17 protein-coding genes and 1 pseudogene are annotated in these 22,964 nt (G+C 49.0%); 2 read left to right on the top strand and 16 right to left on the bottom strand.

Going from position 1 to position 22,964, the window contains the following annotated elements:
• Positions 1–3: 3 nt before the first annotated feature.
• Together DXA93_RS04885 and DXA93_RS04890 are read right to left on the bottom strand one after the other, a co-directional pair.
• A complete protein-coding gene (locus DXA93_RS04885; RefSeq protein ID WP_119207807.1) occupies positions 4–996 on the bottom strand; it encodes an alpha/beta hydrolase in 993 nt (330 codons plus the stop codon).
• A gap of 18 nt (positions 997–1,014) precedes the next feature.
• A complete protein-coding gene (locus DXA93_RS04890; RefSeq protein ID WP_119207808.1) occupies positions 1,015–2,133 on the bottom strand; it encodes a DUF362 domain-containing protein in 1,119 nt (372 codons plus the stop codon).
• Between the two features lie 246 nt (positions 2,134–2,379).
• On the opposite strand from DXA93_RS04890, the gene DXA93_RS04895 reads away from it, so the two are divergent.
• Together DXA93_RS04895 and DXA93_RS04900 are read left to right on the top strand one after the other, a co-directional pair.
• Positions 2,380–3,732: a 5-bromo-4-chloroindolyl phosphate hydrolysis family protein gene (locus tag DXA93_RS04895; RefSeq protein WP_119207809.1), complete on the top strand. Its 1,353-nt coding sequence runs from the start codon at positions 2,380–2,382 to the stop codon at positions 3,730–3,732.
• A 73-nt stretch (positions 3,733–3,805) separates the two neighbouring features.
• Positions 3,806–4,953, top strand: a pseudogene (locus DXA93_RS04900) (toxic anion resistance protein).
• A gap of 79 nt (positions 4,954–5,032) precedes the next feature.
• Here DXA93_RS04900 and DXA93_RS04905 read toward each other — a convergent pair.
• From DXA93_RS04905 to uvrA, 14 genes are all read right to left on the bottom strand, one after another.
• Entirely contained in the window at positions 5,033–5,545 is a 513-nt protein-coding gene (locus tag DXA93_RS04905; protein WP_119207810.1) for a dihydrofolate reductase, read from the bottom strand.
• Entirely contained in the window at positions 5,542–6,423 is an 882-nt protein-coding gene (gene larE / locus DXA93_RS04910) for an ATP-dependent sacrificial sulfur transferase LarE (protein WP_330427261.1), read from the bottom strand. Before larE ends, DXA93_RS04905 begins: the two co-directional genes overlap by 4 nt.
• 111 nt (positions 6,424–6,534) lie before the next feature.
• Positions 6,535–9,138 carry a L,D-transpeptidase family protein gene (locus DXA93_RS04915; protein ID WP_117509497.1) on the bottom strand — a complete coding sequence of 868 codons (2,604 nt, stop codon included), beginning with the start codon at positions 9,136–9,138 and terminating at the stop codon, positions 6,535–6,537.
• 187 nt (positions 9,139–9,325) lie between these two features.
• Positions 9,326–10,426: an LCP family protein gene (locus DXA93_RS04920; RefSeq protein WP_158565815.1), complete on the bottom strand. Its 1,101-nt coding sequence runs from the start codon at positions 10,424–10,426 to the stop codon at positions 9,326–9,328.
• Between the two features lie 128 nt (positions 10,427–10,554).
• Entirely contained in the window at positions 10,555–11,655 is a 1,101-nt protein-coding gene (gene glf, locus DXA93_RS04925) for a UDP-galactopyranose mutase (RefSeq protein ID WP_119207811.1), read from the bottom strand.
• A 12-nt stretch (positions 11,656–11,667) separates the two neighbouring features.
• Entirely contained in the window at positions 11,668–11,940 is a 273-nt protein-coding gene (locus tag DXA93_RS04930) for an HPr family phosphocarrier protein (RefSeq protein ID WP_022462230.1), read from the bottom strand.
• Positions 11,941–11,951: 11 nt separating this feature from the next.
• Positions 11,952–13,268 carry a CdaR family protein gene (locus DXA93_RS04935; RefSeq protein WP_158565058.1) on the bottom strand — a complete coding sequence of 439 codons (1,317 nt, stop codon included), beginning with the start codon at positions 13,266–13,268 and terminating at the stop codon, positions 11,952–11,954.
• Positions 13,265–14,152, bottom strand: a complete 888-nt coding sequence (gene cdaA, locus DXA93_RS04940; protein WP_330410111.1) for a diadenylate cyclase CdaA — start codon at positions 14,150–14,152, stop codon at positions 13,265–13,267. The genes DXA93_RS04935 and cdaA overlap by 4 nt, the downstream gene beginning before the upstream one ends.
• Positions 14,153–14,208: 56 nt before the next feature.
• The gene (locus DXA93_RS04945) at positions 14,209–15,369 is read right to left on the bottom strand and encodes a hypothetical protein (RefSeq protein WP_119207812.1); all 1,161 of its coding nucleotides are present in this window, start codon (positions 15,367–15,369) and stop codon (positions 14,209–14,211) included.
• Positions 15,366–15,599: a hypothetical protein gene (locus DXA93_RS04950; protein WP_119188535.1), complete on the bottom strand. Its 234-nt coding sequence runs from the start codon at positions 15,597–15,599 to the stop codon at positions 15,366–15,368. The genes DXA93_RS04945 and DXA93_RS04950 overlap by 4 nt, the downstream gene beginning before the upstream one ends.
• A gap of 286 nt (positions 15,600–15,885) precedes the next feature.
• Positions 15,886–16,605, bottom strand: a complete 720-nt coding sequence (locus tag DXA93_RS04955; RefSeq protein ID WP_070100796.1) for a ComF family protein — start codon at positions 16,603–16,605, stop codon at positions 15,886–15,888.
• A 66-nt stretch (positions 16,606–16,671) separates the two neighbouring features.
• Positions 16,672–18,927 (bottom strand): SF1B family DNA helicase RecD2, encoded by a 2,256-nt coding sequence (gene recD2, locus DXA93_RS04960; protein WP_055264890.1) that lies wholly within the window; start codon positions 18,925–18,927, stop codon positions 16,672–16,674.
• Positions 18,928–18,933: 6 nt separating this feature from the next.
• Positions 18,934–19,932 carry a rod shape-determining protein gene (locus tag DXA93_RS04965; RefSeq protein WP_117509505.1) on the bottom strand — a complete coding sequence of 333 codons (999 nt, stop codon included), beginning with the start codon at positions 19,930–19,932 and terminating at the stop codon, positions 18,934–18,936.
• Positions 19,933–20,100: 168 nt separating this feature from the next.
• The gene (uvrA, locus tag DXA93_RS04970) at positions 20,101–22,929 is read right to left on the bottom strand and encodes an excinuclease ABC subunit UvrA (protein WP_117509506.1); all 2,829 of its coding nucleotides are present in this window, start codon (positions 22,927–22,929) and stop codon (positions 20,101–20,103) included.
• Positions 22,930–22,964 lie beyond the last annotated feature (35 nt).

The raw sequence follows: 22,964 nt of genomic DNA on the forward strand, positions 1-22,964 counted from the left end.
TCCTTACGCCTTCCCGTGTGTCAATTGTTTCTTCACTGCTGCTATGTTTTCCAGTTCTTCGTCTGCATTTTTCTGCTGTTTTTCTTTCCTTAAAAATGCATTCATATACTGAAAACTTTCCTGCACATATAGGTGTTCAATGCCAAGCGCAAAATAGCCGTGCAATGCGCCCTTGATCCGATGATGTTCAACCAGATTGCCAGCCCTTTTCAGCTTTTTCGCATAATCCTCGCCCTCATCGCGCAGCGGATCGTACTGCGCCGTCAGTACCAGCGTGTCCGGCAGTCCCTGCAGATTTTCTTCCAGCACCGGTGCAAAGTACGGATTTTTGCGGTCTTCTTCGGTCCGCTGATACAGAATTACATAATCTTCCATTTTGACACTGGTCAGAAGGTATCCGGTTCCATTGGTTTTCACGGATTTGTACGGTGATTTCTCTGTGTAACAGGAATTCACCGCCGGATAAATCAAAATCTGTTTCCCCGGCAGCAGTTCTTTTTTGTCCCTCGCCATCAGGCAGACCGCAGCCGCAAGATTTCCTCCTGCGCTGTCGCCCATGATCGTGACATTTTCCGGCGTTACCTCCGGCAGAATCTCCCCGCGCAGCATTGCCTGGGCGGCGGCGTAGCAGTCTTCTAAGCCTGTCGGGAAACGATGCTCCGGTGCAAGACGGTATTCTACCGATACAACAATCTGCCCCGTCGACTGCGCCATGCGTGCGCAGACACGGTCGTATGTCTCCACACTCTCGGTTGTCCAGCCGCCGCCATGGAAGAACAGAATCGCTTCTTTTGCACCATGCTCCTCCATTTTTTCATCCTGGAAGAACAGCCGAATCGGAACCTTGTAGTCCCCATTATATATTTCCATATCCAATTTTCGCAGAAAAATACGGATCGGATCCAGCTTCTTGATATCGGCAAGCCGACGGGCGGATTCTACTTCAATTCCGCCGTAGGACAATACATTTAAAATGGCTTTGACTGCTTTTTTCATTCACTCTCTCCTCTGTTGCTATTTTTCTGCTTCTGTTTTTCGTCTAGTTGCAATGTACTGCTTCAAAAATTCATACATCTGCTCATCGGTCGGTGGGCAGCCTTTCAGATTGTATTTAAACCCTGAAGTACAACTTCCCACACCAAGCGCCCCGCTCTTTCCCCGGTATCCCTGCCCGATGCAGATTTTTTCGTGGAGTTCCTGCAGCAGTCCTTCCTCCTTCAGCCGGTCGAGCGCCGGGATCAGATAGCCGTAGCAGGCACTGCAGGACTCAACTTCCTCTACGGCATCCTGCAGTTCCACGATCTTCCGTTTTTCCGGAATCACTCTTTTTTCACCAATTTCGCCAATTTGGCGGATTGAAAGCCGTGTGAGATCAGCGCTGCCCACGCCCAACTCTTCTGCCATTTTGACATACGGGACATCTTCTGGCTTATAATGCAGTTCCGCGCAGACATATGCATCGATCAACACCGGATCTAACCCAGCGAAAAGGCGATTCATAATAAACGGATTACCGCCATCCTCAAAGTCAAGGTCTCCGCAGATATTATCCACCAAAATAAAATCCTGATGAATCCCAAGCCCCAGATGCGCAATTGGCCGATGAAGTCCCATGGCATGAAAATGACGTTTTTCTTTATTCGGCAAGAGACCTTTCATGTTTTTCAGTGCGCAGGTAATTTTAGTCTGGCAATGGCCTTTCATGACCGGGACATTGATCATAAAATCCACCTTTTTCGCACATTCGCAAATCTGAAGTTCCATATCACCACACTGCACCGGCATGCTTTTTTCCTTCTGCGCATCGATAAGCGGAACGCCGTACTGTTCCGAAAGCATACGGTATCCACAGACCTCAAACGATTCCTCCGTCTTATCTCCCACCCAGGAGCCTTCCATGATTTGAAGGTTAGTAAATCCGTTTTCCTGAAGATATTCGATGATCCCCGCAACCACCTCCGGATGTGTCGTCCCTCCAAACTCCGCCGGGACAGGTGCTACCAGATTTGGCTTAATACCGATGAGACTGACCTTCGAAGGAATGAGCGTAGCTAAGGCACATTCGTTCAAAAGCTGTTTTGTCATTTCTTTATATTCCATTCCCTGTATCTGGATAATTTCGTTTTTATTCATTTGGTATTGCGGCCCCTTTATTCTGATTTGATTTTTTCTGACATTCGATATTCTTTAGTATATAATAGTTACTGCTTTCTTTCAACTCATCCAAAAACAAAATCATTTCCTGTGAACTGTAACCATTCCCGTCATCTCCAGCTTCATAGAAAATTAAGCACTGTATGCTTGTAAGATTTCCAATCGCATTGTATAATAAATGGAAAACGGTACACAGAAAAAGTACCTCATCAGAAAGGAACTGTCATGAGTTTTGAAGATGATTTAAAGGATGTCGGCGACAGTATTGGAAAGCTTGTGGATAACGCTGTAAATTCTCAGGATTTTCAGGAATTAAACCAGAAGATTTCAGACACCATCAACCAGTTTGTCTACCCAAACCGGAAAGGACCATTCCGTGCAAATGGCACACAGGAGCCGTCCCGCGGCTATTCCGCAGATACTTCCTACAGCAGCCAGCATTCTTCCCATAATAATACAGCGCAGCAGACCGGACCGCATCACTATTCCTACGGGCCGGGAGGCACGATGCCGGGTAAGAGCGCGAACCCGGTTCCCATACCTTCCCATACCTGGCAGACCCCGCAGAATACGGAATGGAACAGCCGCATACAGGAACGTCGTGTACTGCGCGAGCGCTTTATGCCATCCACCGATCTTGCACTTGTCGGCGGATTTCAGACGGCCGCCGGCTGGGGTGTCACCGGACTGTTCGGCTGCTGCACAGCGCTTAGTCTGTATTCCTTATTTGCAGGTCCAGACAACAGCGCGCTGATTCCTTCTCTTATTTTTGCCGCATTTACCATCGGCGGCGGCATTCTTCTAAAAAAGGGAAGTAAAAACCGGCGTCTGGTCCGCCATTTCCGCCAGATCTGTACGCTGATCGGCACAAAGGAATATATTTCCACGAAAGAACTCTGCGACAGTATGCACTGTGAGAAAGGTGAGCTTCTGACCGATATTACGACCATGATTGATAAATCCATGCTGCGCCAGGGCCACCTCGACGAGAATGGTACCTGTCTGATGGTGACAAATGACTGCTACGACCAGTACCGCGCAATGCTCGCCAGCCAGAGGGAACAGCAGATTGCTGAGCAGAAAGCACGTGAACAGCTGGAGGCCTCCGGTGTAACGCCGGAATACCAGCAGATGCTGGAAGAATGTGAATCTTATATTCAGAAGATCCATCAGTGCAACCTGGATCTGCCGGGTGAAGTCATCACAGCCAAGCTGAGCCGTCTAGAAACGGTTGTTACCCGGATTCTCGAGGAGGCAAAAAAGCGCCCAAAAGAAGCCGCCGCCCTGCGGAAATTTATGGATTACTATATGCCGACAACCTGGAAGCTGCTCGACGCTTACCGTTCCTTTGAGAACGAACCAATTCAAAGCGACAATATCCTCCGAACCAAGAAGGAAATCGAGGACACACTGGATACCATCAATGCCGCATTCGAAAAGCTGCTTGACGATCTGTTCCAGACAACGGCATGGGATATTTCTTCTGATATCTCTGTTCTGCAGACGATGCTGGCGCAGGAGGGACTGACAAATCAGGCAGGTCCGTCAAAGCAGGATATTGAGCCGCTTCACATGTAACTATTCAAAGCTATACAATTGAAATCAAATCACCGGTTACGTTTCCGTACCGAAGAAAAGGAGAATAGAAAACATGAATGATTTTGTAAAGGACACCACTGAAATTCCAAGCTTAAGTTTCGGCGCTCCGGAGCCGGAACCGGAACTTCCGGTACAGCAGCCGGAAGAAAAGAAAGAGGTCATGGATGATTCTGTTCTGTCCGACGAACAGAAAGCCATGGTGGATGCCTTTGTTTCCCAGATTGATCTTGCCAATACAAACGGCATTCTGCAGTACGGTGCCGGTGCACAGAAGAAAATGGCAGACTTTTCCGAGAAAACGCTGGAGAACGTCAGAAGCAAAGATCTCGGGGAAATCGGCGATCTGCTCACCTCTGTTGTGACAGAGCTGAAAACGTTTGACGCAGAAGAAGAAAAGGGACCATTCTCTTTCTTTAAGAAAAGCACGAACAAAATCAATGCAATGAAAGCGAAGTATGACAAGGCAGAGGTGAATGTCAATAAAATCTGTGACGTGCTCGACGGCCACCAGCGGCAGCTTCTGAAAGACATTGCCATTCTGGATCAGATGTATGCACAGAACCTGAATTATTTTAAAGAGCTGACCATGTACATTCTCGCAGGAAAGAAAAAGCTGGAGCTGGTACGTTCCACAGAACTCCGTGATCTGCAGAATAAAGCGCAGATGACCGGAAAGGCCGAAGATGCACAGGCTGCCAAGGATCTCGAAGATCTCTGCAACCGATTTGAGAAGAAACTGTATGATCTGGAACTGACCCGTATGGTTTCGATCCAGACAGCGCCGCAGATCCGCATGATTCAGAACAGCGATTCTGTAATGGCCGAAAAGATCCAATCCACACTCGTCAACACCATTCCGCTCTGGAAAAACCAGATGATCATTGCACTCGGCGTTCATCACTCGACTGAGCTGCCAAAGCACAGCGCCAGGTTTCGGATATGACAAATGAGCTTCTGAAAAAGAATGCGGAGAATCTGAAGATGGCAACAATCGAGACTGCAAAAGAATCTGAGCGCGGTATCGTCGATATGGAAACCTTAAAACAGACGAACCAGAGCCTGATCTCTACCCTCGATGAAGTGATGAAGATTCAGGAGGACGGCCGCCAGAAACGTGCCGCCGCTGAAGTTGAGCTGGTACAGCTCGAAAATGATATTAAGAAAAAAATGCTGGAGCTTTCTGCAGGCGGACAGCACTGATACTTTTTGTATCCTATATAAAAAAACGGAGAAGCCGCTTTTTCTGTGGTTTCTCCGTTTTTTACGTCCTGTCTTACCCTTATCTCGGGCGTTCTACCTTTTCATTCTTTCTTCGGTATTCCGTGAAATAAAATTCAATATCAAAGCAGGTCTGCTCATCGCCCTCTTCTACCATCTCCCAATCCGGTGATTCGTCAAGATCCTCAAAGAAAGTATCCGCCTGATACGTCATGTCAATTCGTGTGACGTATGCCGTATCACAGTATGGGAGAAGCTGACGGTAAATTTCTCCGCCGCCCGCAACATAAATATCGTCGTCCTCATACGGCTTTAACACTTCCATCAGCTCTTTGATACTGTGGACAACGGTTGCGCCGCGGACAGTCCATTCCGGATCACGGCTTAAAATAATATTCGTTCTGCCTTTTAAGGGCTGCCCTGCCGGTAGTGTAGCAAGTGTCTTTCTTCCCATCACGACAACGTGTCCCATCGTAGTTTCACGGAAGAATCGCAGATCAGACGGAATACTTACCAGCAGCCGTCCCTGATATCCCAGACCCCATTTGCGGTCCGCACTTAAAATTGCTTTCATTTTGTTTCCTCTTTCTGTGTTATTTTCTCATCCATACTGCCGGAACGGAACCCTTCCAGATCCATCGTCAGGTAAGAAAAGCCGAGCTTTTTCAGATATGCAATCATTTCTTCTCTCTTCTCAAGCACTTCCCCCATACGCTCCGGTGAGATTTCAAGACGCACCACATCGCCATGTACACGCAGACGGAGATTCTCTTCCGCACCGAACAGCGTATGAAGCCATGCTTCGCCGTCCGCAATCCGATCCAGAACGTCATAGTTAATTTCTGCCCCGTAGGGAAGGCGTGTCGCCATACATGGAGTGGATGGACGGTGTGCTACGGAAACGCCGTACTTTGCAGCAAGTGCTTTTACCTCTGTTTTTGTCACATGACACGCTGCAAGCGGGCTGATGACACCATATTCTCTCAGCGCTTTTCGCCCCGGCCGGTAGACATGAAGGTCATCCTCATTTGTTCCGTCGAGTACCTGGGTGACACCGTGATCGCGGGCAAATTCCAGAAGTTTCCCAAATAGATAGTGCTTACAGAGATAGCAGCGGTTTTCCGGATTGTAACGGATTGCCTCCTGCTCCAGCTCATCAACAAAAAGGACCTCATGAACAGCGCCAACCTCCTTTGCTACTCTTGTCGCTGTCTCCAGGTCGCAGGGCGGATGCAGCCGTGTCTGAAAGGTTACTGCATAAACCTTTGCTCCATATTTTGCAGATGCATCCATGACAAGCTTCAGCAGCAGACTGCTGTCCACACCGCCGGAGAATGCCAGACAGAGATCCTGTTTTGCAATCTCGTCAAGTTGGGTAAGCAATGCCTTTTCCTTATTCTGCATATCTGTTTTCTGTTCTGTCCGGTTCTTTTTCTTTTCCTGTAATTCCATCGTATCTGTCTTCCTTTCCTGTAAAATGGCCGATGTCTTCTTATCAGAAAATCCATCGGCGGCACTGCTGCCCCGATGGATTTTCTCATACAGGTATTCCTGTTCTATTTTTTATCGATATGTCGGATCGCTTCCGAAAGCACCGCCTGTCCAGGTATAACGGGTCGGGTTTGTCAGCGGATAATCCAGATTGTCGCCAATGCGGACCGTTGTTCCGCTGCTGACGTTATCATAAATCCATTTTGCATCGATTGCAGTCAGTCTGACACAACCATGTGACATCGGTGATCCCAGGGAATTGAAGTCTACGGCAGAGATCATATTCAGATCCGGTGTGCTGCTTGCTACGCCATGGAAGTAAACAGCGTCATAAATCTGTGATACATATGGTGCCCAGCACACATAATCTTCACCTCTCATTTGCTTCTTTTTCAACTGCCAGCCGATTTTATATGTTCCTGCTGCAGTGTAACTGATTGGATTTCCTACGGAGCAGATCATTGATTTGATCGGGGTATCGTAAGAACCGGTTGCACTGTTATAGCCGTAAATGGTGACACGTCCGCGGGTTCTGTCTACTGTGATGTATTTGGATGACGGATTGAAGATGCTTGTCACATCCTCCATCAAAGAACCGTCTGCTTTGCGGTAACGGCGGTATTTTCCGATGTACTCCCATCCTTCCGTGATTCTGCGTCCGGAAGCATCGAATTTGTACTGTTTTCCATTGATCGTAGCGGTGCAGTTCTGATATCTTCCGCCCCAGCTGCGGAAATAATACTGAGAACCGTTCAGTGTCAGCCACTGATCATGGTACATGCCGCCCCAGCTCTTGAAGTAGTACCAGTTCTTATCATGAAGAATCCACTCGTCATGTGCCATGCCGCCCCAGCTCTTCATGTAATAATAGTTACCGTCATGGTAAACCCAGCCGGTCAGCATTTTTCCATCTTTATCCAGATAATAATAATTTTTATCATAGAGGAACCAGCCTTTTTGCGTCCGTTTGGTTCCATCTGCATTAAACCAGTACCAGGTATCGCCGGACTTGCCCCATTCGTTTTTATACATACCACCCCAGCTCTTGAAGTAGTATTTTCCATCGAGCCATTCATTGGCAAGCATGGTTCCATCGGATTTCAGATAATACTTATTTCCTTTGTAGGTCAGCCAGCCGCTGGTATATTTCTTTCCATTTCCGTCAAAATAATACCATACATTGTTGACTTTTGCCCATGCGTTTTTGTAGGCCGCACCCCAGCTGCGGAAGTAATAGGTGTTATCCAGCCACTCATTAAAAGCCATTTTTCCATCGGCTTTCAGATAATAGCTGTTTCCATTGTAATCCAGCCAGGAATTCGTCAGCAGTTTTCCGCCGTCTGCAGTTGCCCAGTACCAGATTGTCTGCGTGCTGGTTTTAATTTTTTTCCATCCTGTTGTCGTCGAAACGGCTCCGTCAGCACCAACGTAATAATAATTTCCATTATAGCTTCCAACATCGTTGACACACATGCCGCCCCAGCTCTTGAAGAGATACATGGTTCCGTTCACATTCAGCGCGTTGTCTTCCATATGACCGTCTTCATGGAGATAATATTTATTTCCATCGTAATTGAACCAGCCTGTCCGTACGCCGCCCCAGCTGCAGAAGCTGTACCATTTTCCATCAATCTGTGCCCAGCCGGATTTATTTTTCTGATTACCGGTTTCCATCTCGAAACTTCCATCTTTCAAATTTCCGTTTGCATCAAAGGAAGCTGGTTTCATATAGTAGATTGCTGTATCTACCTTTTGCCATCCTGAAAGAAGTTCCCCTGTTTCCGCATCCACTAAGTACCAGTTAGAGCCAACCGTCAACCAGCTTACCGTACGATCTCCCTGCTGATACGCATTGTGATTTCCAAGAGATACAGTGCTGTCTTCTGCATTCAGATAATAGGTATGCGTTACATTGTTTTCATCAACAACAGTCTGGAAACCTGCCTCTTTTACGCGGGTTCCATCATTGCCAAACAGATATGTTACATCTCCTACTTTCTGAGTTGTGCTCCAGACTGCATAGCCTTCTTCATCGGCATAGTAATCATCCACACTGCCATCCTCAAATTTGATGGTAACAAGTTCATTTTTTTTCAGTTCCGGTGCAAATACTTTTCCTTCACAAATACCCTGCTGTCTCGAACCAAGTTCATCTTTTGCAGGATCTTCCCCTTCTGTCTCAAAGTAGTAGATTCCGGTTTTTCCATCTTCATCCGTCAGCTCTACTTCACCGGTCAGCATATAGCCATTTTCGTCAAACGCATAATCGACGCCGTCGATTTCTATTGGTCCGGTAGCAGCTACCACCTTATTATTCTCATCCAGAACTCCGTACTGAAACTGTTTCTTTCCATCTTTTTCAACGCTGTTCCAGCCTTCCTTCAGATTACTTACTTCCGGAGCCGGAGTTGCGCTCGGCGTCGGTGTCTCGGAAGGGGTCTCAGTTGGTGTTGCGGTCGGTGCTTCGGTTGGAGCCGGAGTCTCACTCGGTGTAACCTCTGGGGTCTCAGTTGGCGCCGGAGTCGGAGTCGTTTCTTCGTCTTCGGCCTGAGCTACAGTATCACTTTCCGAATTTACCGGTAATGGACTGGTTTCTGTAGAAGCTGCATATGCACCGGCTGGTGTAACACTTACCATGACGCCAAGTACGGCTGCGGCCAGAAACTTTCTTTTCATTCTTATTCATCCTCCCATTTTTTTACTCTTATACAATTTATAGCTTACTACATTTTTCCATCTATTTCAAGTTATCCGCCGGTAAAATACCTTACAAATTTCTTATGGTTTTTTCCTGTTTTTCGGGCAGAAAAAACCTCCTGACCCCGGTTTTCTGACCGGAAACAGAAGGCTTTTTACTGTTCTTTTATTCGTTTACCGTGGTAGATCCATAGATCTCTGTCTGAAGTCTCGAGATGGTTGCTGCGAAGTCCGGAACAAGCATCTCACCCTTGCTGGAGTACAAGTCGTCGTACGGTACACGGCTCTGTACAATCTCGTAGGACAGAATTGTCGGCAGCTCTCCGATCAATGTCATCAATGTAGACTGATCAATGTTATGGGTAACACTTGGAAGAATGGTATCCGCCAGTGCACTCAGTTCTGTTACGCTTGACGATTTCATTTTCTGCATCATCTTGCTTAAAACCTCTCGCTGACGCTCCGTTCTCTGATAATCAGAATTTCCAACGTAACGGATTCTTGCATATGCAACTGCCTGATAGCCATCCACATGCTGCTCTCCGCCTGCTGTATACTGGTGGGCGGAAGCATCCACATTACGGAGTCTGCACATTTCATCAACATATTGGTTCGCTACACGGATTTCATCATCGCTCGGCGAAAGCTCGATTCCGCCGATGGCATCGATAATGTCAATCATGGAATCGAAGTCAACACTTGCATAATTGTCAATCGGCAGTTTGTAGTTGTCCTCGATGGTTCGTACAACCAGCGGACCGCCGCCATATGCGCAGGCTGCATTCAGTTTTTTCACACCGACATCCGGGATATTTGCATACAGGTCACGCATAAAGGATGTCATGTGGATCTGTTTTGTATCTTTATTGATGGACATCAGAATCATGGAATCGGAGTTTCCATACCACGTTTTGTCACGACGGTCAACACCGATCAGCAGAATGTTGTACACGTTATTGTTGTTTGGAAGTTCAATGTCCTGTGTCTCATTTAAAATCTCAGACTGCAGGGCATCCGTCTCCTCATCAGTCAACCCGGTACTTTCGGTCTCAACCTCTGTGGATTTATTGATCGTGATTTTATCGTCGCTTACGTAGTTACTCTTGCTGTAATAGTGATTGATTACAGCATAGACACCGACGAGCACAACCAGTACAACTACGAGAAGGATGGTGAGCACATTAACCCAGCCGAATTTCTTCTTTTTCTTTCCTGAGGAATGGCGTCTTTCCGGGATTTCATCCTCGTCATCATATTCTTTTCTCATAACGACCTCTTTCATTTTCTTATTTTCCGGTATTTTCCAGCCGGATATCGTTTATAATATAGTCAAAAAACGGACTGCTGTCAAGTGTGCAGTCCGTTTTGATTGATTTCCGTTTGCAGTTCTTTTTCCTACCGCTGCATTTTCTCCCACTGGTTCAGTGCAGCCTCAATGACTTTGTCCATATCGTAATACTTGTATTCTCCAAGTCTTCCGCCAAAGATAATCTTCTCTTCTTTTTCCGCAAGTGCGGCATATTTCTGATAAAGTTCCTGGTTTCTGGCATCATTCACCGGGTAGTACGGCTCCATCCCCTCTTTCCAGTCGGTGGAATACTCTCTGGAAATGACGGTCTTTTTCTGGGTTCCGAATTCGAAATGCTTGTGTTCGATCACACGCGTATACGGTGTCTCCCGATCGGTGTAGTTTACTACAGCTACGCCCTGATAATTGTCGGTATCCAGCACTTCTGTTTCAAAGCGCACCGTACGGTATTCCAGCTTGCCAAGTGCATAATCGTAAAACGCATCAATCGCTCCGGTGTAAATCACCGTCTCACCCATCGCCAGGTACTTTTCTTTATCTTCCAGAAAATCAACACCTGTCTGTACATCCGCTTTTTCAAAAAGCCGCTCTGTCAGAACGTTATAGCCGCCAATCGGAATTCCCTGATAAAGGTCATTGAAATAGTTGTTGTCATACGTAAAGCGCACCGGAAGCCGTTTGATGATAAAGCTCGGCAGCTCACTGCAGTCTCTTCCCCACTGCTTTTCTGTATAACCCTTAACCAGCTTTTCATAAATATCTTTTCCAACCAGTTTGATCGCCTGCTCTTCCAGATTTTTCGGCTCTCCCGGAACAGCTTTTCTCTGCTCTTCGATGATTGTTTTCGCCTCTTCCGGTGTGCGGATTCCCCACATTTTACTGAAGGTATTCATATTGAACGGCATATTATAAATTTCGCCTTTGTAGTTGGCAATCGGCGAGTTTGTATAACGGTTGAATTCTGCCAGCGAATTGACAAACTGCCACACCTCTTTATTCGAAGTATGGAAAATATGCGCTCCATACTTGTGTACATGAATTCCCTCGATTTCTTCACAGTAAATATTTCCGCCTGTATGATCTCTTCGTTCCAGTACAAGACAGTTTTTCCCTGCCTGACCGGCAAGATAAGCGATCACTCCGGAATACAGACCGGCGCCAACCAGAACATAATCATATTTCTTCATTGTTCTTTCTCCTTACAGTTCTTCCCCAAGTCCCGTCCGGATGGAATTGACAAGGAACTGCAGAGCTTCCTCCTCGTCCTCTCCCTCGCAGAACAGCTCAATTTCGTCTCCGCATTTGACGCATGCGCCAAGGACGCTTAAGACGCTCTTTGCATTTGCTGTATTTCCATCTCCGTAGTGGAATGTAATAGATGATTTAAACTGCATTGCCTGTTTGCACAGGGTTCCGGCCGGGCGAAGATGAAGGCCGGTTGGATTTTTCACGGTCACTTTTCCGCTTACCATTGGTTTCCCTCCTAATTTGTTCCTGTCGTTTTATTTGCTACTGCTTTTTCTTTGATATGAATCGTTGTCTTGACACTGTCTACGAGCTCATAGCCATCCGGCAGTGTGATTTTTACCGGTACCTCGTAATCCCCGACACCCATTCCATTCAGATCTATGGATGCGTTGATCTGGGAAGTATCTAATTTGGCCAGATTTTTGTCCGATGCTTTAATGCGGATTGCAAGCTGTGTCTGATCATACAGAACGGTATAAGTGGACTGAAGATTGCCCGTCTCGATCTGATCGACATCAAGTTCAAATTCCCTGCTCTCATTCGGCATAACCGTTACGTGAACGGTAACGGATGCAGACGAACTGGAAGATACTTTCAGATCTGTCACATCGGCGAGAACATCGCTTAAGTCAACCGTCGTCTCCACATCGGAGCGCTGTCCTGCAACGGAGGTATAGTCTTCCGGAATTTCAATCGTATTGCCTTCATCCGCCAGCTTTGCAAGTGCCTCCTCGGATCCGGCAACGGTGATTTCCTCCGGTGTGGTATAGATATTTTTAATCTGATAGCCGTCTGCCGGAATTCCGCTGTACAGTGCACTCAGCTTAATACCGGATACACGGTGCCACAGTTCAATATCCACATCCACCTGCGGGGAGCCGCTGTCGAAATTCAAAAATTCCATCTGGGATTCCGGCATCTCATCCTGGTTTTTATCAATAATCATCAGATCCGCCGTGACGGTTCCGGAATTCCGCATATTGGTTACATCTACTTTTGCCACCACACTGCTGATCTTATTGATCAGGGACGTCGGGCCGGAAATGGTGATGCTCTCCGGATCGGAAGTCATCGTTCCCACTTCGTAATCTTTTGCCGGTTTCGTATTTCCTGCGTCAATTGTGATCGGGAATTTTTCGCTGTCCACATCCTCGATTTCCACAGGGATCGTTGCTGTCACTGTGCTCAGTTTTTCCTGTTTTACCATGGAGCACGCTGCCTTGATCGGCACATAAACCGGGTTTGTATCCATCGTCACAATCTGGGTCAGATCGGCCGTGACGGTGATATCCGATGCCTTCAGCCGGCTGACAACCGAGTTGTTGTCCGTGACAGTAACCGTGACCGTCTGGTATTCCTCCGCAATCTGGTATGTTTTCTTTCCGGCTGCGATGTAGGCTTCATTGGTCACCTGCACGGGGACATCAAAGCGCTCTTTCACAATCGGGTCATTCACACTGACCACAACGTACCAGATTACAATGGCAATCAGGATAGAAAGAATTTTCAAAGGGAGATTGTTCAGAAGCTTTTTCAGAATTTTCTTTTTCATTTCTTCTCTCCCTCCACTTTCTGACGCATTCCACGGATATGCCATCCTTTCTTCTCTTCCGGTTTTTTCGCGAGCTTCTGGATTTTGTGAAGCTGCTCCCGAAGGTCGCTCGGTGTTACTGCCGTGTGGAGTTCTCCGCCGGAAGCATACGACACATTTCCGGTTTCCTCGGAGACAATAATCGTAAAGGAATCCGTCACCTCACTGATGCCGACACCTGCACGGTGGCGTGTTCCAAGATTCTTGTTCAGATCCATGTTGTCGGACAGCGGCAGGTAACATGTTGCTGCCGTGACACGGTTGTTCCGTACAATCACGGCTCCGTCGTGCAGCGGCGTATTGTGTTCGAAAATATTGATCAGCAGCTGGCTGGTCAGAACGCCGTCAATCGGGATTCCGGTCTTTTCATATTCCTCCAGGGTGATGGTCTTTTCGATGACGATCAGCGCTCCGGTCTTTACTTCTCCCATTTCAAAACTGGCCCTTACCAGTTCATTGATGGTTTTGTCACTGAACCGTTCATTTTCCTCCTGGCCGCTCGCAAAAGAAATGGCAGACAGCGGATTCTTTTCTCCAATCTGCTCGACCACTCTTCGAAGCTCCGGCTGAAAGATAATTACAACCGCTGTGATCGCCGCCCCGCCGATGTTTCCGAACAGCCACAGAATCGTCTGCATTTTCAGCACGTTTGCAATGATGACAAAGACACCAATCAGAAAAATACCTTTCATCAGCGTATAGGCCTTTGTATTCTGCAGCCAGCGGATCAGGTGATAGACGAAAAATGCAATGAGCAGAATCTGCACAATATCAATCAGTTCAATTTGTTTTGGCAGCCCGTAGTCTGCCGTTCTTGTGACAATCCAGTTCCACACGCCACGCACACTGTCACTTCCTTTCTTTTCCCCCAGCCGGTTTTCTTCTGATTTTCAAAATTCTTTTAAAGATCCTTTAAGGTGTCCTCCAGCATGCTCTTATAATCCACATCCTGATAATCGCCCTCGTCCAGCGGCGGAATTTCTTCTTCCTGAATTTCTTCTGTTTCGTTTATTTCTTCTATTTCTTCTTTTTCCTCGATCTCATCAAGATCCCTGCTGTTCCCGGATTCTTCTGTATGTCCAAGATTTGCCAGAACATCGAGTTCCTCGTCTGTCAGATCCGGTTCTTTTTTCTTTTCATTCCGAATATAAGTCACACGGCGCTGTGCCTTTGTCACATTTAATTTTGGAACGGCTTTTACGTAGTAATAATAATCGTCGTCATCATATTCCAGGTATTCTGTCCGGGTGTAGTCTGCACCGAACAGGAAAAACTCCAGAACAAATCCAACCAGACAGCCGGCCGCCGCCCCGATCAGAACCATCGGGAGTGCAATCTGTACATCCAGTGCCAGGCTTCCGGCAATCATAATAACCGCATAGGCAACCGAACCTGCCACAATGGAAATCTGCCATGCATAGTCCGCACTGCTGTGGCGGATTGCATTGACAAGAAGTACGGTCAGTGCGCAGGCGATCAGAACCAGCAGCATTTCCTCATTGCGGAAGAGGCCGTTGAAAAATTCCTGTACGACTGCCGTGATCTCCGGTGCTTCCGCCGCATGAAGCAGCGGCTCCATTTTTCCGTGAATCATGTCGCACATATAGTAGACAACGACACCGCAGGCTGCTGAAAATGCAGAGAGCGGCGTGCCGGCAAGACCATAGGCAACCGGAACGGCAGATGGCACGTGAAGCCAGAATGCGAGCGGTGTCAAAAGGAGTGCCGGCGCATCCTTCGGCACAAAGCGAAGATATAGAAACCAGAGCACCAGCAGAACCAGCGCCGCAAGACCCGCGATTACCATGTGAAGTGCAAAGCAGTGGCCGATGATCACCAGCATTGCAAGGAAAACCATTCCATTCAATGGCAAGATAGCGCAGATCAGTGACAGAATCAATACCACATACATGCTGTCCAGCATCTTCAGATAGCCGAGATTGGAATTAATACCACGAAATACAGCAAGAGCGAGCAGAAATTTCACAATCGGAAGTACGATTCCGCTGCAGGAGCCGTAAAACTCTTTTAATTTTTCTTTCAGTTCAATCAATACTGTCATGTTTCCTTCCTCCTGCGCCCGGATTTCTTCCCGCTTTTTTCCTGTTCCTCATACATGTTCTGCAGGTCATCCAGCTCTTTTCCATACCATTTCAGCTTTTTCTGTGCTCCCTGGTAACGGATCGTGCTGATCACATACACGGCAATGGAATAGACTGCCAGAAAACACAGATAGGACGCGATCAGACACCCTGCTGCAAACTGCAGGTCGATTGTGTCTATCTCGTCCACCAACCATTCAATATGATATAAGACTGCAACCGCAAGTACCAGAATGTATCCGATGGAAGCCAGAAAAAAATTTTTCAGAAGCTCTTTTCCGATGTAATCACTCCGAAAATAGCGGCCGATTCGTAAGGCATTTTTTTCTTCTTTTTTTTCGAAAAAGCCAGTTTTGTCATCTGACGAATCCTTTTTTCGTCCAACATGCCTCTTGGTCTCCTCTTCCCGTTCTAAATTATGTTTATTTTACCATATGTTTCCGATATTGGAAAGCTATTCTCAAAATATTCACACACTATTTTACAATTGCCGCACAAACAAAATCCACCTGTTCTGCTCCATTCACTTTCAACAGTGACGCAATGGCATCAACCGTGCTTCCCGTTGTGTAAATGTCATCTACCAGAAGAATCCGGCAGTATTTCATCTGTCCCGGCTTTGCCAATGCAAAAGCTCCCTCCAGGTTTTTCCGCCGCTCGGCGGGACCAAGCTCTTTCTGGCGTTTTGTTTTTTTCACACGGCGGATCAGGCGGGCATTCACGGGAAGTTCCATTTCTTCTGCCAGCTTTTCTGCAAATACCTCCGCCTGATTGTAGCCGCGCTTCCGCTGTCTCGCCGGATGAAGCGGCACCGGAACGAGCACCTCCGGATTTCTTCTCTGGATCTGCTTTCCCACATAGAAAAACGCCGCGTGAGCATAAAATCCGGCGTATTCCTGCCGTTCATGATATTTGAACCGCATCAGGGAAGCCTCAAGTTCCCCGTGGTAACCGTACGGCGCAAAACCGCGGTCGAAGCTGTGCCTCGTTCTGCTGCAGTCCCGGCAGAACTCTTCCTCACTGCCCACGGGTTTCCCGCATTTTTTGCACCGCGCGCCCAGAATCGGATGGATCTTTTCCACACAATTCCGGCATAGATACAGCTCCTCACGTGACAGCAGTCCGTCACAGATGGGACATCGTCTCGGATAAACTGCGTTTAAAAGCCAGTTTCCTGTTTTATTTTTTTCTTTCATGTAACCTGCGCTTTCCCTTATCCACTCTGCCGGATGCAGCCGCATCCATGCCCCGGAAAAACGTGTTTATGCGTTTTCTTCCTGCATTTCCCGGATTCTTCTGGCGAGCGTTGTATACCGGTTCGCCTCGATATGATTTCCGATCATTGCCTGGAATGTCACATCACTTCCGACGATGGTGACGCACTTTCTGGCTCTCGTCACGGCCGTATACAGAAGATTCCGCGTCATCAGCATGCGCGGGCCGCCGAGCAGCGGAATCACAACCGCCGGGTACTCGCTTCCCTGCGCTTTATGTATCGTTGTGGCGTAGGCGAGCTCCAGCTCGTCCGCCTGTTTGAACGTATAGTCTGCGAATTTTCCTTCCTCAAACTCCACGGTGATCACCTCGGTATACGGGTTGATGCTCCGGATCATGCCGAGGTCTCCGTTGAATACACCCATACCGCGCTCCGCCACGATTCCGTTGATGCCGCGGATTTCCCACTCCATCTGGTAATTGTTGCGGATCTGCATGACCTTGTCGCCCTCGCGGAGGATATTACCTCCATTTTCCCGCTCGGCTTTGTCCGGTGCGGGCGGGTTCAGGTATTTCTGCAGAATCTGATTCAGATTTTCCACGCCGAGTGCACCTTTCCGCATCGGAGTCAGAATCTGGATATCCTGCGGGCGGGCATCCACATAACGCGGCAGTTTCTGGGACACCAGCGTCACCAGCACTTTCCAGATCACGTTGACATCGTACCGTTTCAAAAAGAAGAAATCTTTGCTCTTATTGTCCAGTATAACCTCTTCCCCATTATGGATCTTATGTGCATTGACAACAATATCGCTCTGGGATGCCTGCCGGAAAATGTGCGTCAGGCAGACAATCGGAAAGCATTCCGAACGGATCAGATCCCGGAGGACACTGCCCGGGCCGACACTTGGAAGCTGGTTCTGGTCTCCCACCAGGATCAGCCTTGTTCCCGGCACAATCGCGGAAAGAAGGGCATGCATCAGGTGGATATCAACCATCGACATCTCATCAATGATGATGACATCCGCGTCGAGCGGATTATCTGCGTTCCGCTCAAAATGCACATTTGCCGAGGAGTCATCCACATTTCCCGTCAGTTCCAGAAGACGATGGATCGTGCAAGCCTCACAGCCAGTTGCCTCTGTCATTCGTTTCGCCGCTCTTCCGGTCGGCGCTGCCAGGAAAATGTCGAGGCCTTCTGCCTCAAAATAATGGATCATCGCATTGATGGTCGTCGTTTTTCCGGTTCCGGGACCTCCGGTCAGGATCATAAGACCGCTGTATGCCGCCTCAACGACTGCCGTCTTCTGCATCTCATCCAGCTCGATCTGATATTTTTTCTCGATCTTTCCGATCCGCTTTTCGATTGCCTCACGGTCTTCCTCGCATGTAATATTCAGCTCATGCAGCATGCGCGCCGTACTCAGTTCCAGATAATAATACTGGCTGGCGTACACAATCCGCAGCGGCTCATCCCCTTCCCGTTCGGCCGGGAGCTCGCGGATGACCGCTTTTTTGTCGATTGCCATATCCTGCAGAGATTTCTGCATCCGCTCCGGTTCTACGCCGAGAAGTTCCTGCCCTCTCCGAAGCAGCACCGGTTCCGGCAGATAGACATGGCCTTCTGCCGTCGCCTGATTCAGCACATACGAAAGACCGCTCTTGATGCGGAATTCGCTGTCCACGGCAATCCCGATTTTTCCGGCAATCTCATCCGCCGTCCGAAATCCCACGCCTGCGATATCTTCCGCCATTTTATACGGGTTTTCCTTTAAAATCCGGTACACATTGTCCCCGTACTGCTGATAAATCTTTGCACCGAGATTCAGCGCAATGCCATATCCCGAGAGGAAAATCATCGCATTCTGCATTTCGGCTTTTTCTGCCACCTGCTGTGCAATTTCACGCGCTTTCCGCTCGCTGATTCCCTTTACCTCCGCGAGGCGCTCCGGCTCTTCCTCGATGATCCGAAGCGTATCGTCACCAAAGCGGCGCACAATTCTTGCCGCCAGCGCCGCACCGACTCCTTTGATCGCACCGGAACCGAGATACCGCTCCAATGCAACAGAATCCTGTGGAACTTTCGTCTCATAGGATTCAATGCGGAACTGCTTTCCATAGGCAGCATGTTCAATATAATCTCCGGAAGCCTCGATCAGCTCGCCCTCTCCGATCATCGGAAGCGTGCCGACGCATGTCAGCTCGCGCCCCTTCATGCTCAGATTCAGGACGGTATAGCCGTTCTCCTCATTTCGGAAAATAATGTGTTCTACGTAGCCTTCTACTTTTTCTTTTTCACTCATCTTTTATCAAAATTGGCTTTCAAATTCATTCATCACTTCGCGGTACTGGCCGGTTCCAAGCGCAACGACGCTCGCCGGATTTTCTGCTGTCACGGTATTGATGCCGGTCCGCTCCTGGATCAGCTCGTCCATTCCGGCAAGGAGACTGCCGCCTCCGGTCAGGATAATGCCGCGGTCGGAAACATCGGATGCCAGTTCCGGCGGCGTTTTTTCCAGCACGGCACAGATCGCGTCCGCAATCTGGTTTGTCGTCTGGACAAGGGCACCTCGGATTTCGTCGGAGGAAACCGTAATCGTCGCCGGAAGTCCGGTGATGACGTTTCTTCCCTTGATCTCCATCGTTTTCTCCTCGGCCCGCGGATAAGCGGAACCAATCCGGATTTTCACTGCCTCTGCGGTCTGTTCTCCGATAAATACGTTGTATGTTTTCCGTACATAGCGGATGATATCCTGGTCAAATGTCTCACTGGAAATCTTGACCGAATTAGAAACAACGGTTCCCGCAAGCGAGATCACAGCGATATCCGTCGTGCCTCCGCCGATGTCCACGATCATATTTCCGCATGGTTTCGTAATGTCAATTCCGGATCCGATTGCCGCTGCCACCGGCTCCGGCACGATCAGCACTTCCCGGGCTCCCGCCTGGTACGTTGCCTCCTCCACAGCCTTCCGCTCTACTTCCGTCACACCGGACGGCACACAGATGCTGATTCTCGGTTTCCGGAATGCTCTTCTTCCCATTGCCTTCTGGATAAAGTAGCGCAGCATGCGCTCGGTGATCAGAAAGTCCGTGATCACGCCCTGCCGCATGGGCCGGACCGCCATAATATTGCCCGGTGTCCGTCCAATCATCTGACGCGCTTCTTCTCCAATTGCCCGTACTTTATCTGCATCTTTATCATACGCAACTACGGACGGCTCCTTTAATACAATGCCTTTTCCCTTGGCATAGACCAGGATGCTGGACGTCCCCAGATCAATTCCGATATCGGTCGTTGCAGCCATAGTAATCCCCTTTCCTGTTCTCTTTTATTTTTCTTTATTTTAATCTGTTTGAAATTTGTATAGAATAAGTTCGGGTTCAAAACACCCGAAACACAAAAGGATCGAATGTGTTCTGAACCCAACCCGCTTCTTATTATATACAATCCCTTTTAAAATGGAAAGGATTTTTTAGAGATATTTTTCGACATATTTTCCGGTGTAGGATACCGGGCTCTTGGCCACTTCCTCCGGCGTTCCGCACGCAATCACGGTTCCGCCGCCGTCTCCGCCCTCCGGTCCGATATCAATAATATAGTCCGCCGTCTTGATGACATCCAGATTGTGTTCGATAACAACGACGGTATTTCCGCCCTCGGACAGGCGGTGCAGAATCTCCACCAGTTTGTGGACATCCGCAAAATGAAGTCCCGTCGTCGGCTCGTCGAGAATGTAGATTGTTTTTCCCGTGCCGCGGCGGCTCAGCTCTGCTGCGAGCTTGATACGCTGCGCTTCTCCGCCGGACAGCGTGGTGGACGGCTGGCCGAGGCGGATGTAGGAAAGGCCGACATCGTACAGGGTCTGTAATTTCCGGAAAATCGACGGTACCGGCCTGAAGAATTCCAGTGCCTCCTCGACCGTCATATTCAGCACATCGTAGATGCTCTTTCCTTTGTATTTGACTTCCAGTGTCTCACGGTTGTACCGTTTTCCATGGCAGACCTCACATGGCACATAGACATCCGGCAGGAAGTGCATTTCGATCTTCAGGATACCGTCGCCGCCGCAGGCCTCGCATCGGCCGCCCTTCACATTAAAGCTGAATCTTCCCTTCTTGTAGCCGCGCGCCTTGGCATCCTGCGTTGCCGCAAACAGGTCGCGGATCTGATCGAACAGACCTGTGTACGTTGCCGGATTGGAACGCGGTGTTCTTCCGATCGGGGACTGGTCGATGTCGATGACCTTATCGAGCTGTTCCATACCGATGATGTCTTTGTGTGCACCCGGAATCGTCCGCGCACGGTTCAGATCTCTTGCCAGCCGTTTGTACAGAATTTCATTGACAAGGGAACTCTTTCCCGATCCGGAGACTCCGGTCACGCAGGTCATGACACCAAGCGGGAAATTCACGTTGATATTTTTCAGATTGTGCTCTTTTGCTCCGACTACCTTCAGCCAGCCCGTCGGCTTTCTGCGCTCGGACGGAACCGGAATTTTCAGCTCTCCGCTTAAGTATTTTCCGGTGATGGAATTCGGATTTTTCATCAGATCTTCCGCTGTTCCGATCGCCACCAGCTCTCCGCCGTGCTCACCGGCTCCCGGGCCGATATCGACAACGCAGTCAGCGGCGCGCATCGTATCCTCGTCGTGCTCCACGACGATCAGGCTGTTTCCGAGGTCACGCAGATGTTTCAGCGTCGCGAGAAGTTTGTCGTTGTCTCTCTGGTGAAGACCGATGCTCGGCTCGTCGAGAATATAGGCGACACCGACAAGGCCGGAGCCGATCTGCGTTGCCAGACGGATTCTCTGCGCCTCACCGCCGGACAGCGATGCCGTTCCGCGCGCCAGGGTCAGATAGTTTAATCCGACATCCGCAAGGAAGCTCACACGCGCACGGATCTCTTTTAAAATCTGCTTTCCGATCAGCAGCTGCTGTTCGGAGAGTTCGAGGTTCTGCATAAACTTCTGCAGATTGTCGATGGAAAGGGATGTTACTTCAAAAATATTTTTATCTCCGACCGTCACACCAAGCGACGTCGGTTTCAGACGCTGGCCATGGCACGCCTGGCACGGGGTCACACGCATGAAGGTTTCGTATTCCTGTTTTGTAGAATCCGATCCGGTCTCACGGTAGCGGCGCTCTACATTTTTGATCAGCCCCTCAAAAGCCACATCGTACACACCGACGCCGCGCTGACCGCGGTAATGCACCTTGACGGATTTTCCGTTCGTTCCGTAAATCAGGATATCGTGGATTTTTTTCGGATATTCACAGAACGGAGTGGAAAGGGAAAAATCGTACTCCTCTGCGAGCGCATCGAGAATGGCTCTCGTATAGCTCGATTTGTCCGTGCAGGACTGCCAGCCGAGCACGGTGATGGCTCCGTCTGCGATGGATACGGTCTTGTCCGGAATCATCAGATCCTCGTCGAACTCCATCTTGTAGCCAAGGCCGGCACAGCTCGGGCAGGCGCCGAACGGGTTGTTGAAGGAAAAGCTTCTCGGCTCAATCTCCTCCATGCTGATGCCGCAGTCCGGGCAGGAAAAGCTCTGGCTGAAGTTGAGCTGATTTCCGTCCATCGTGTCGACCACCAGAAGGCCGTCCGCCAGATCCAGTACATTCTCGACGGAATCCGTCAGACGTTTTTCAATGTCCGGTTTGACTACAAGACGGTCCACAATAATGGAAATGTTGTGTTTCAGGTTCTTATCCAGCGTAATCTCCTCGGACAGCTCATACTGGCTGCCGTCGATCATCACGCGGACATAGCCGCTGCGTTTTGCCTGTTCGAGCACCTTTTCGTGTCTTCCCTTGCGGCCGCGCACAACCGGCGCGAGAAGCTGGATTTTCGTCCGCTCCGGGAGTGCCATGATCTGATCGACCATCTGGTCCACCGACTGGCGGCTGATGACTTTTCCGCACTTCGGGCAGTGCGGAATACCGATTCTCGCGTACAGAAGACGGAAGTAATCGTAAATCTCCGTCACGGTTCCGACGGTGGAACGCGGGTTCCGGTTCGTCGATTTCTGATCGATCGAAATAGCAGGCGGCAGGCCTTCGATGCTGTCCACATTCGGTTTTTCCATCTGTCCTAAGAACTGGCGCGCGTAGGAGGAAAGGCTCTCCATGTACCGCCGCTGGCCCTCCGCATAGATCGTGTCAAACGCAAGCGAACTCTTTCCTGAACCGCTGAGGCCCGTAAATACAACAAACTGGTTTCTGGGGATATCGACATTCAGTGCTTTCAGGTTGTTCTCCCTGGCTCCCCGTATTCTGATAAACTCTTTTTTCTCTGCCATAACTGTTCCTCTTATTAATTGGAATCCTGTCCGGA

Origin of the sequence: Blautia sp. OF09-25XD, assembly GCF_003482095.1 — a bacterium.
GTDB lineage: Bacteria > Bacillota > Clostridia > Lachnospirales > Lachnospiraceae > Fusicatenibacter > Fusicatenibacter saccharivorans.

Bases quoted from the DNA above. Each gene is read 5' to 3' on its own strand.
- DXA93_RS04935 (WP_158565058.1), bottom strand. From the start codon at position 13,268: ATGAAAAAGAAAATTCTGAAAAAGCTTCTGAACAATCTCCCTTTGAAA.
- DXA93_RS04895 (WP_119207809.1), top strand. From the start codon at position 2,380: ATGAGTTTTGAAGATGATTTAAAGGATGTCGGCGACAGTATTGGAAAG.
- uvrA (WP_117509506.1), bottom strand. From the start codon at position 22,929: ATGGCAGAGAAAAAAGAGTTTATCAGAATACGGGGAGCCAGGGAGAAC.
- glf (WP_119207811.1), bottom strand. From the start codon at position 11,655: ATGAAGAAATATGATTATGTTCTGGTTGGCGCCGGTCTGTATTCCGGA.
- recD2 (WP_055264890.1), bottom strand. From the start codon at position 18,927: ATGAGTGAAAAAGAAAAAGTAGAAGGCTACGTAGAACACATTATTTTC.
- DXA93_RS04915 (WP_117509497.1), bottom strand. From the start codon at position 9,138: ATGAAAAGAAAGTTTCTGGCCGCAGCCGTACTTGGCGTCATGGTAAGT.
- DXA93_RS04965 (WP_117509505.1), bottom strand. From the start codon at position 19,932: ATGGCTGCAACGACCGATATCGGAATTGATCTGGGGACGTCCAGCATC.
- DXA93_RS04930 (WP_022462230.1), bottom strand. From the start codon at position 11,940: ATGGTAAGCGGAAAAGTGACCGTGAAAAATCCAACCGGCCTTCATCTT.
- DXA93_RS04920 (WP_158565815.1), bottom strand. From the start codon at position 10,426: ATGAGAAAAGAATATGATGACGAGGATGAAATCCCGGAAAGACGCCAT.
- DXA93_RS04885 (WP_119207807.1), bottom strand. From the start codon at position 996: ATGAAAAAAGCAGTCAAAGCCATTTTAAATGTATTGTCCTACGGCGGA.
- DXA93_RS04890 (WP_119207808.1), bottom strand. From the start codon at position 2,133: ATGAATAAAAACGAAATTATCCAGATACAGGGAATGGAATATAAAGAA.
- larE (WP_330427261.1), bottom strand. From the start codon at position 6,423: ATGGAATTACAGGAAAAGAAAAAGAACCGGACAGAACAGAAAACAGAT.
- DXA93_RS04945 (WP_119207812.1), bottom strand. From the start codon at position 15,369: ATGACAGTATTGATTGAACTGAAAGAAAAATTAAAAGAGTTTTACGGC.
- DXA93_RS04905 (WP_119207810.1), bottom strand. From the start codon at position 5,545: ATGAAAGCAATTTTAAGTGCGGACCGCAAATGGGGTCTGGGATATCAG.
- DXA93_RS04955 (WP_070100796.1), bottom strand. From the start codon at position 16,605: ATGAAAGAAAAAAATAAAACAGGAAACTGGCTTTTAAACGCAGTTTAT.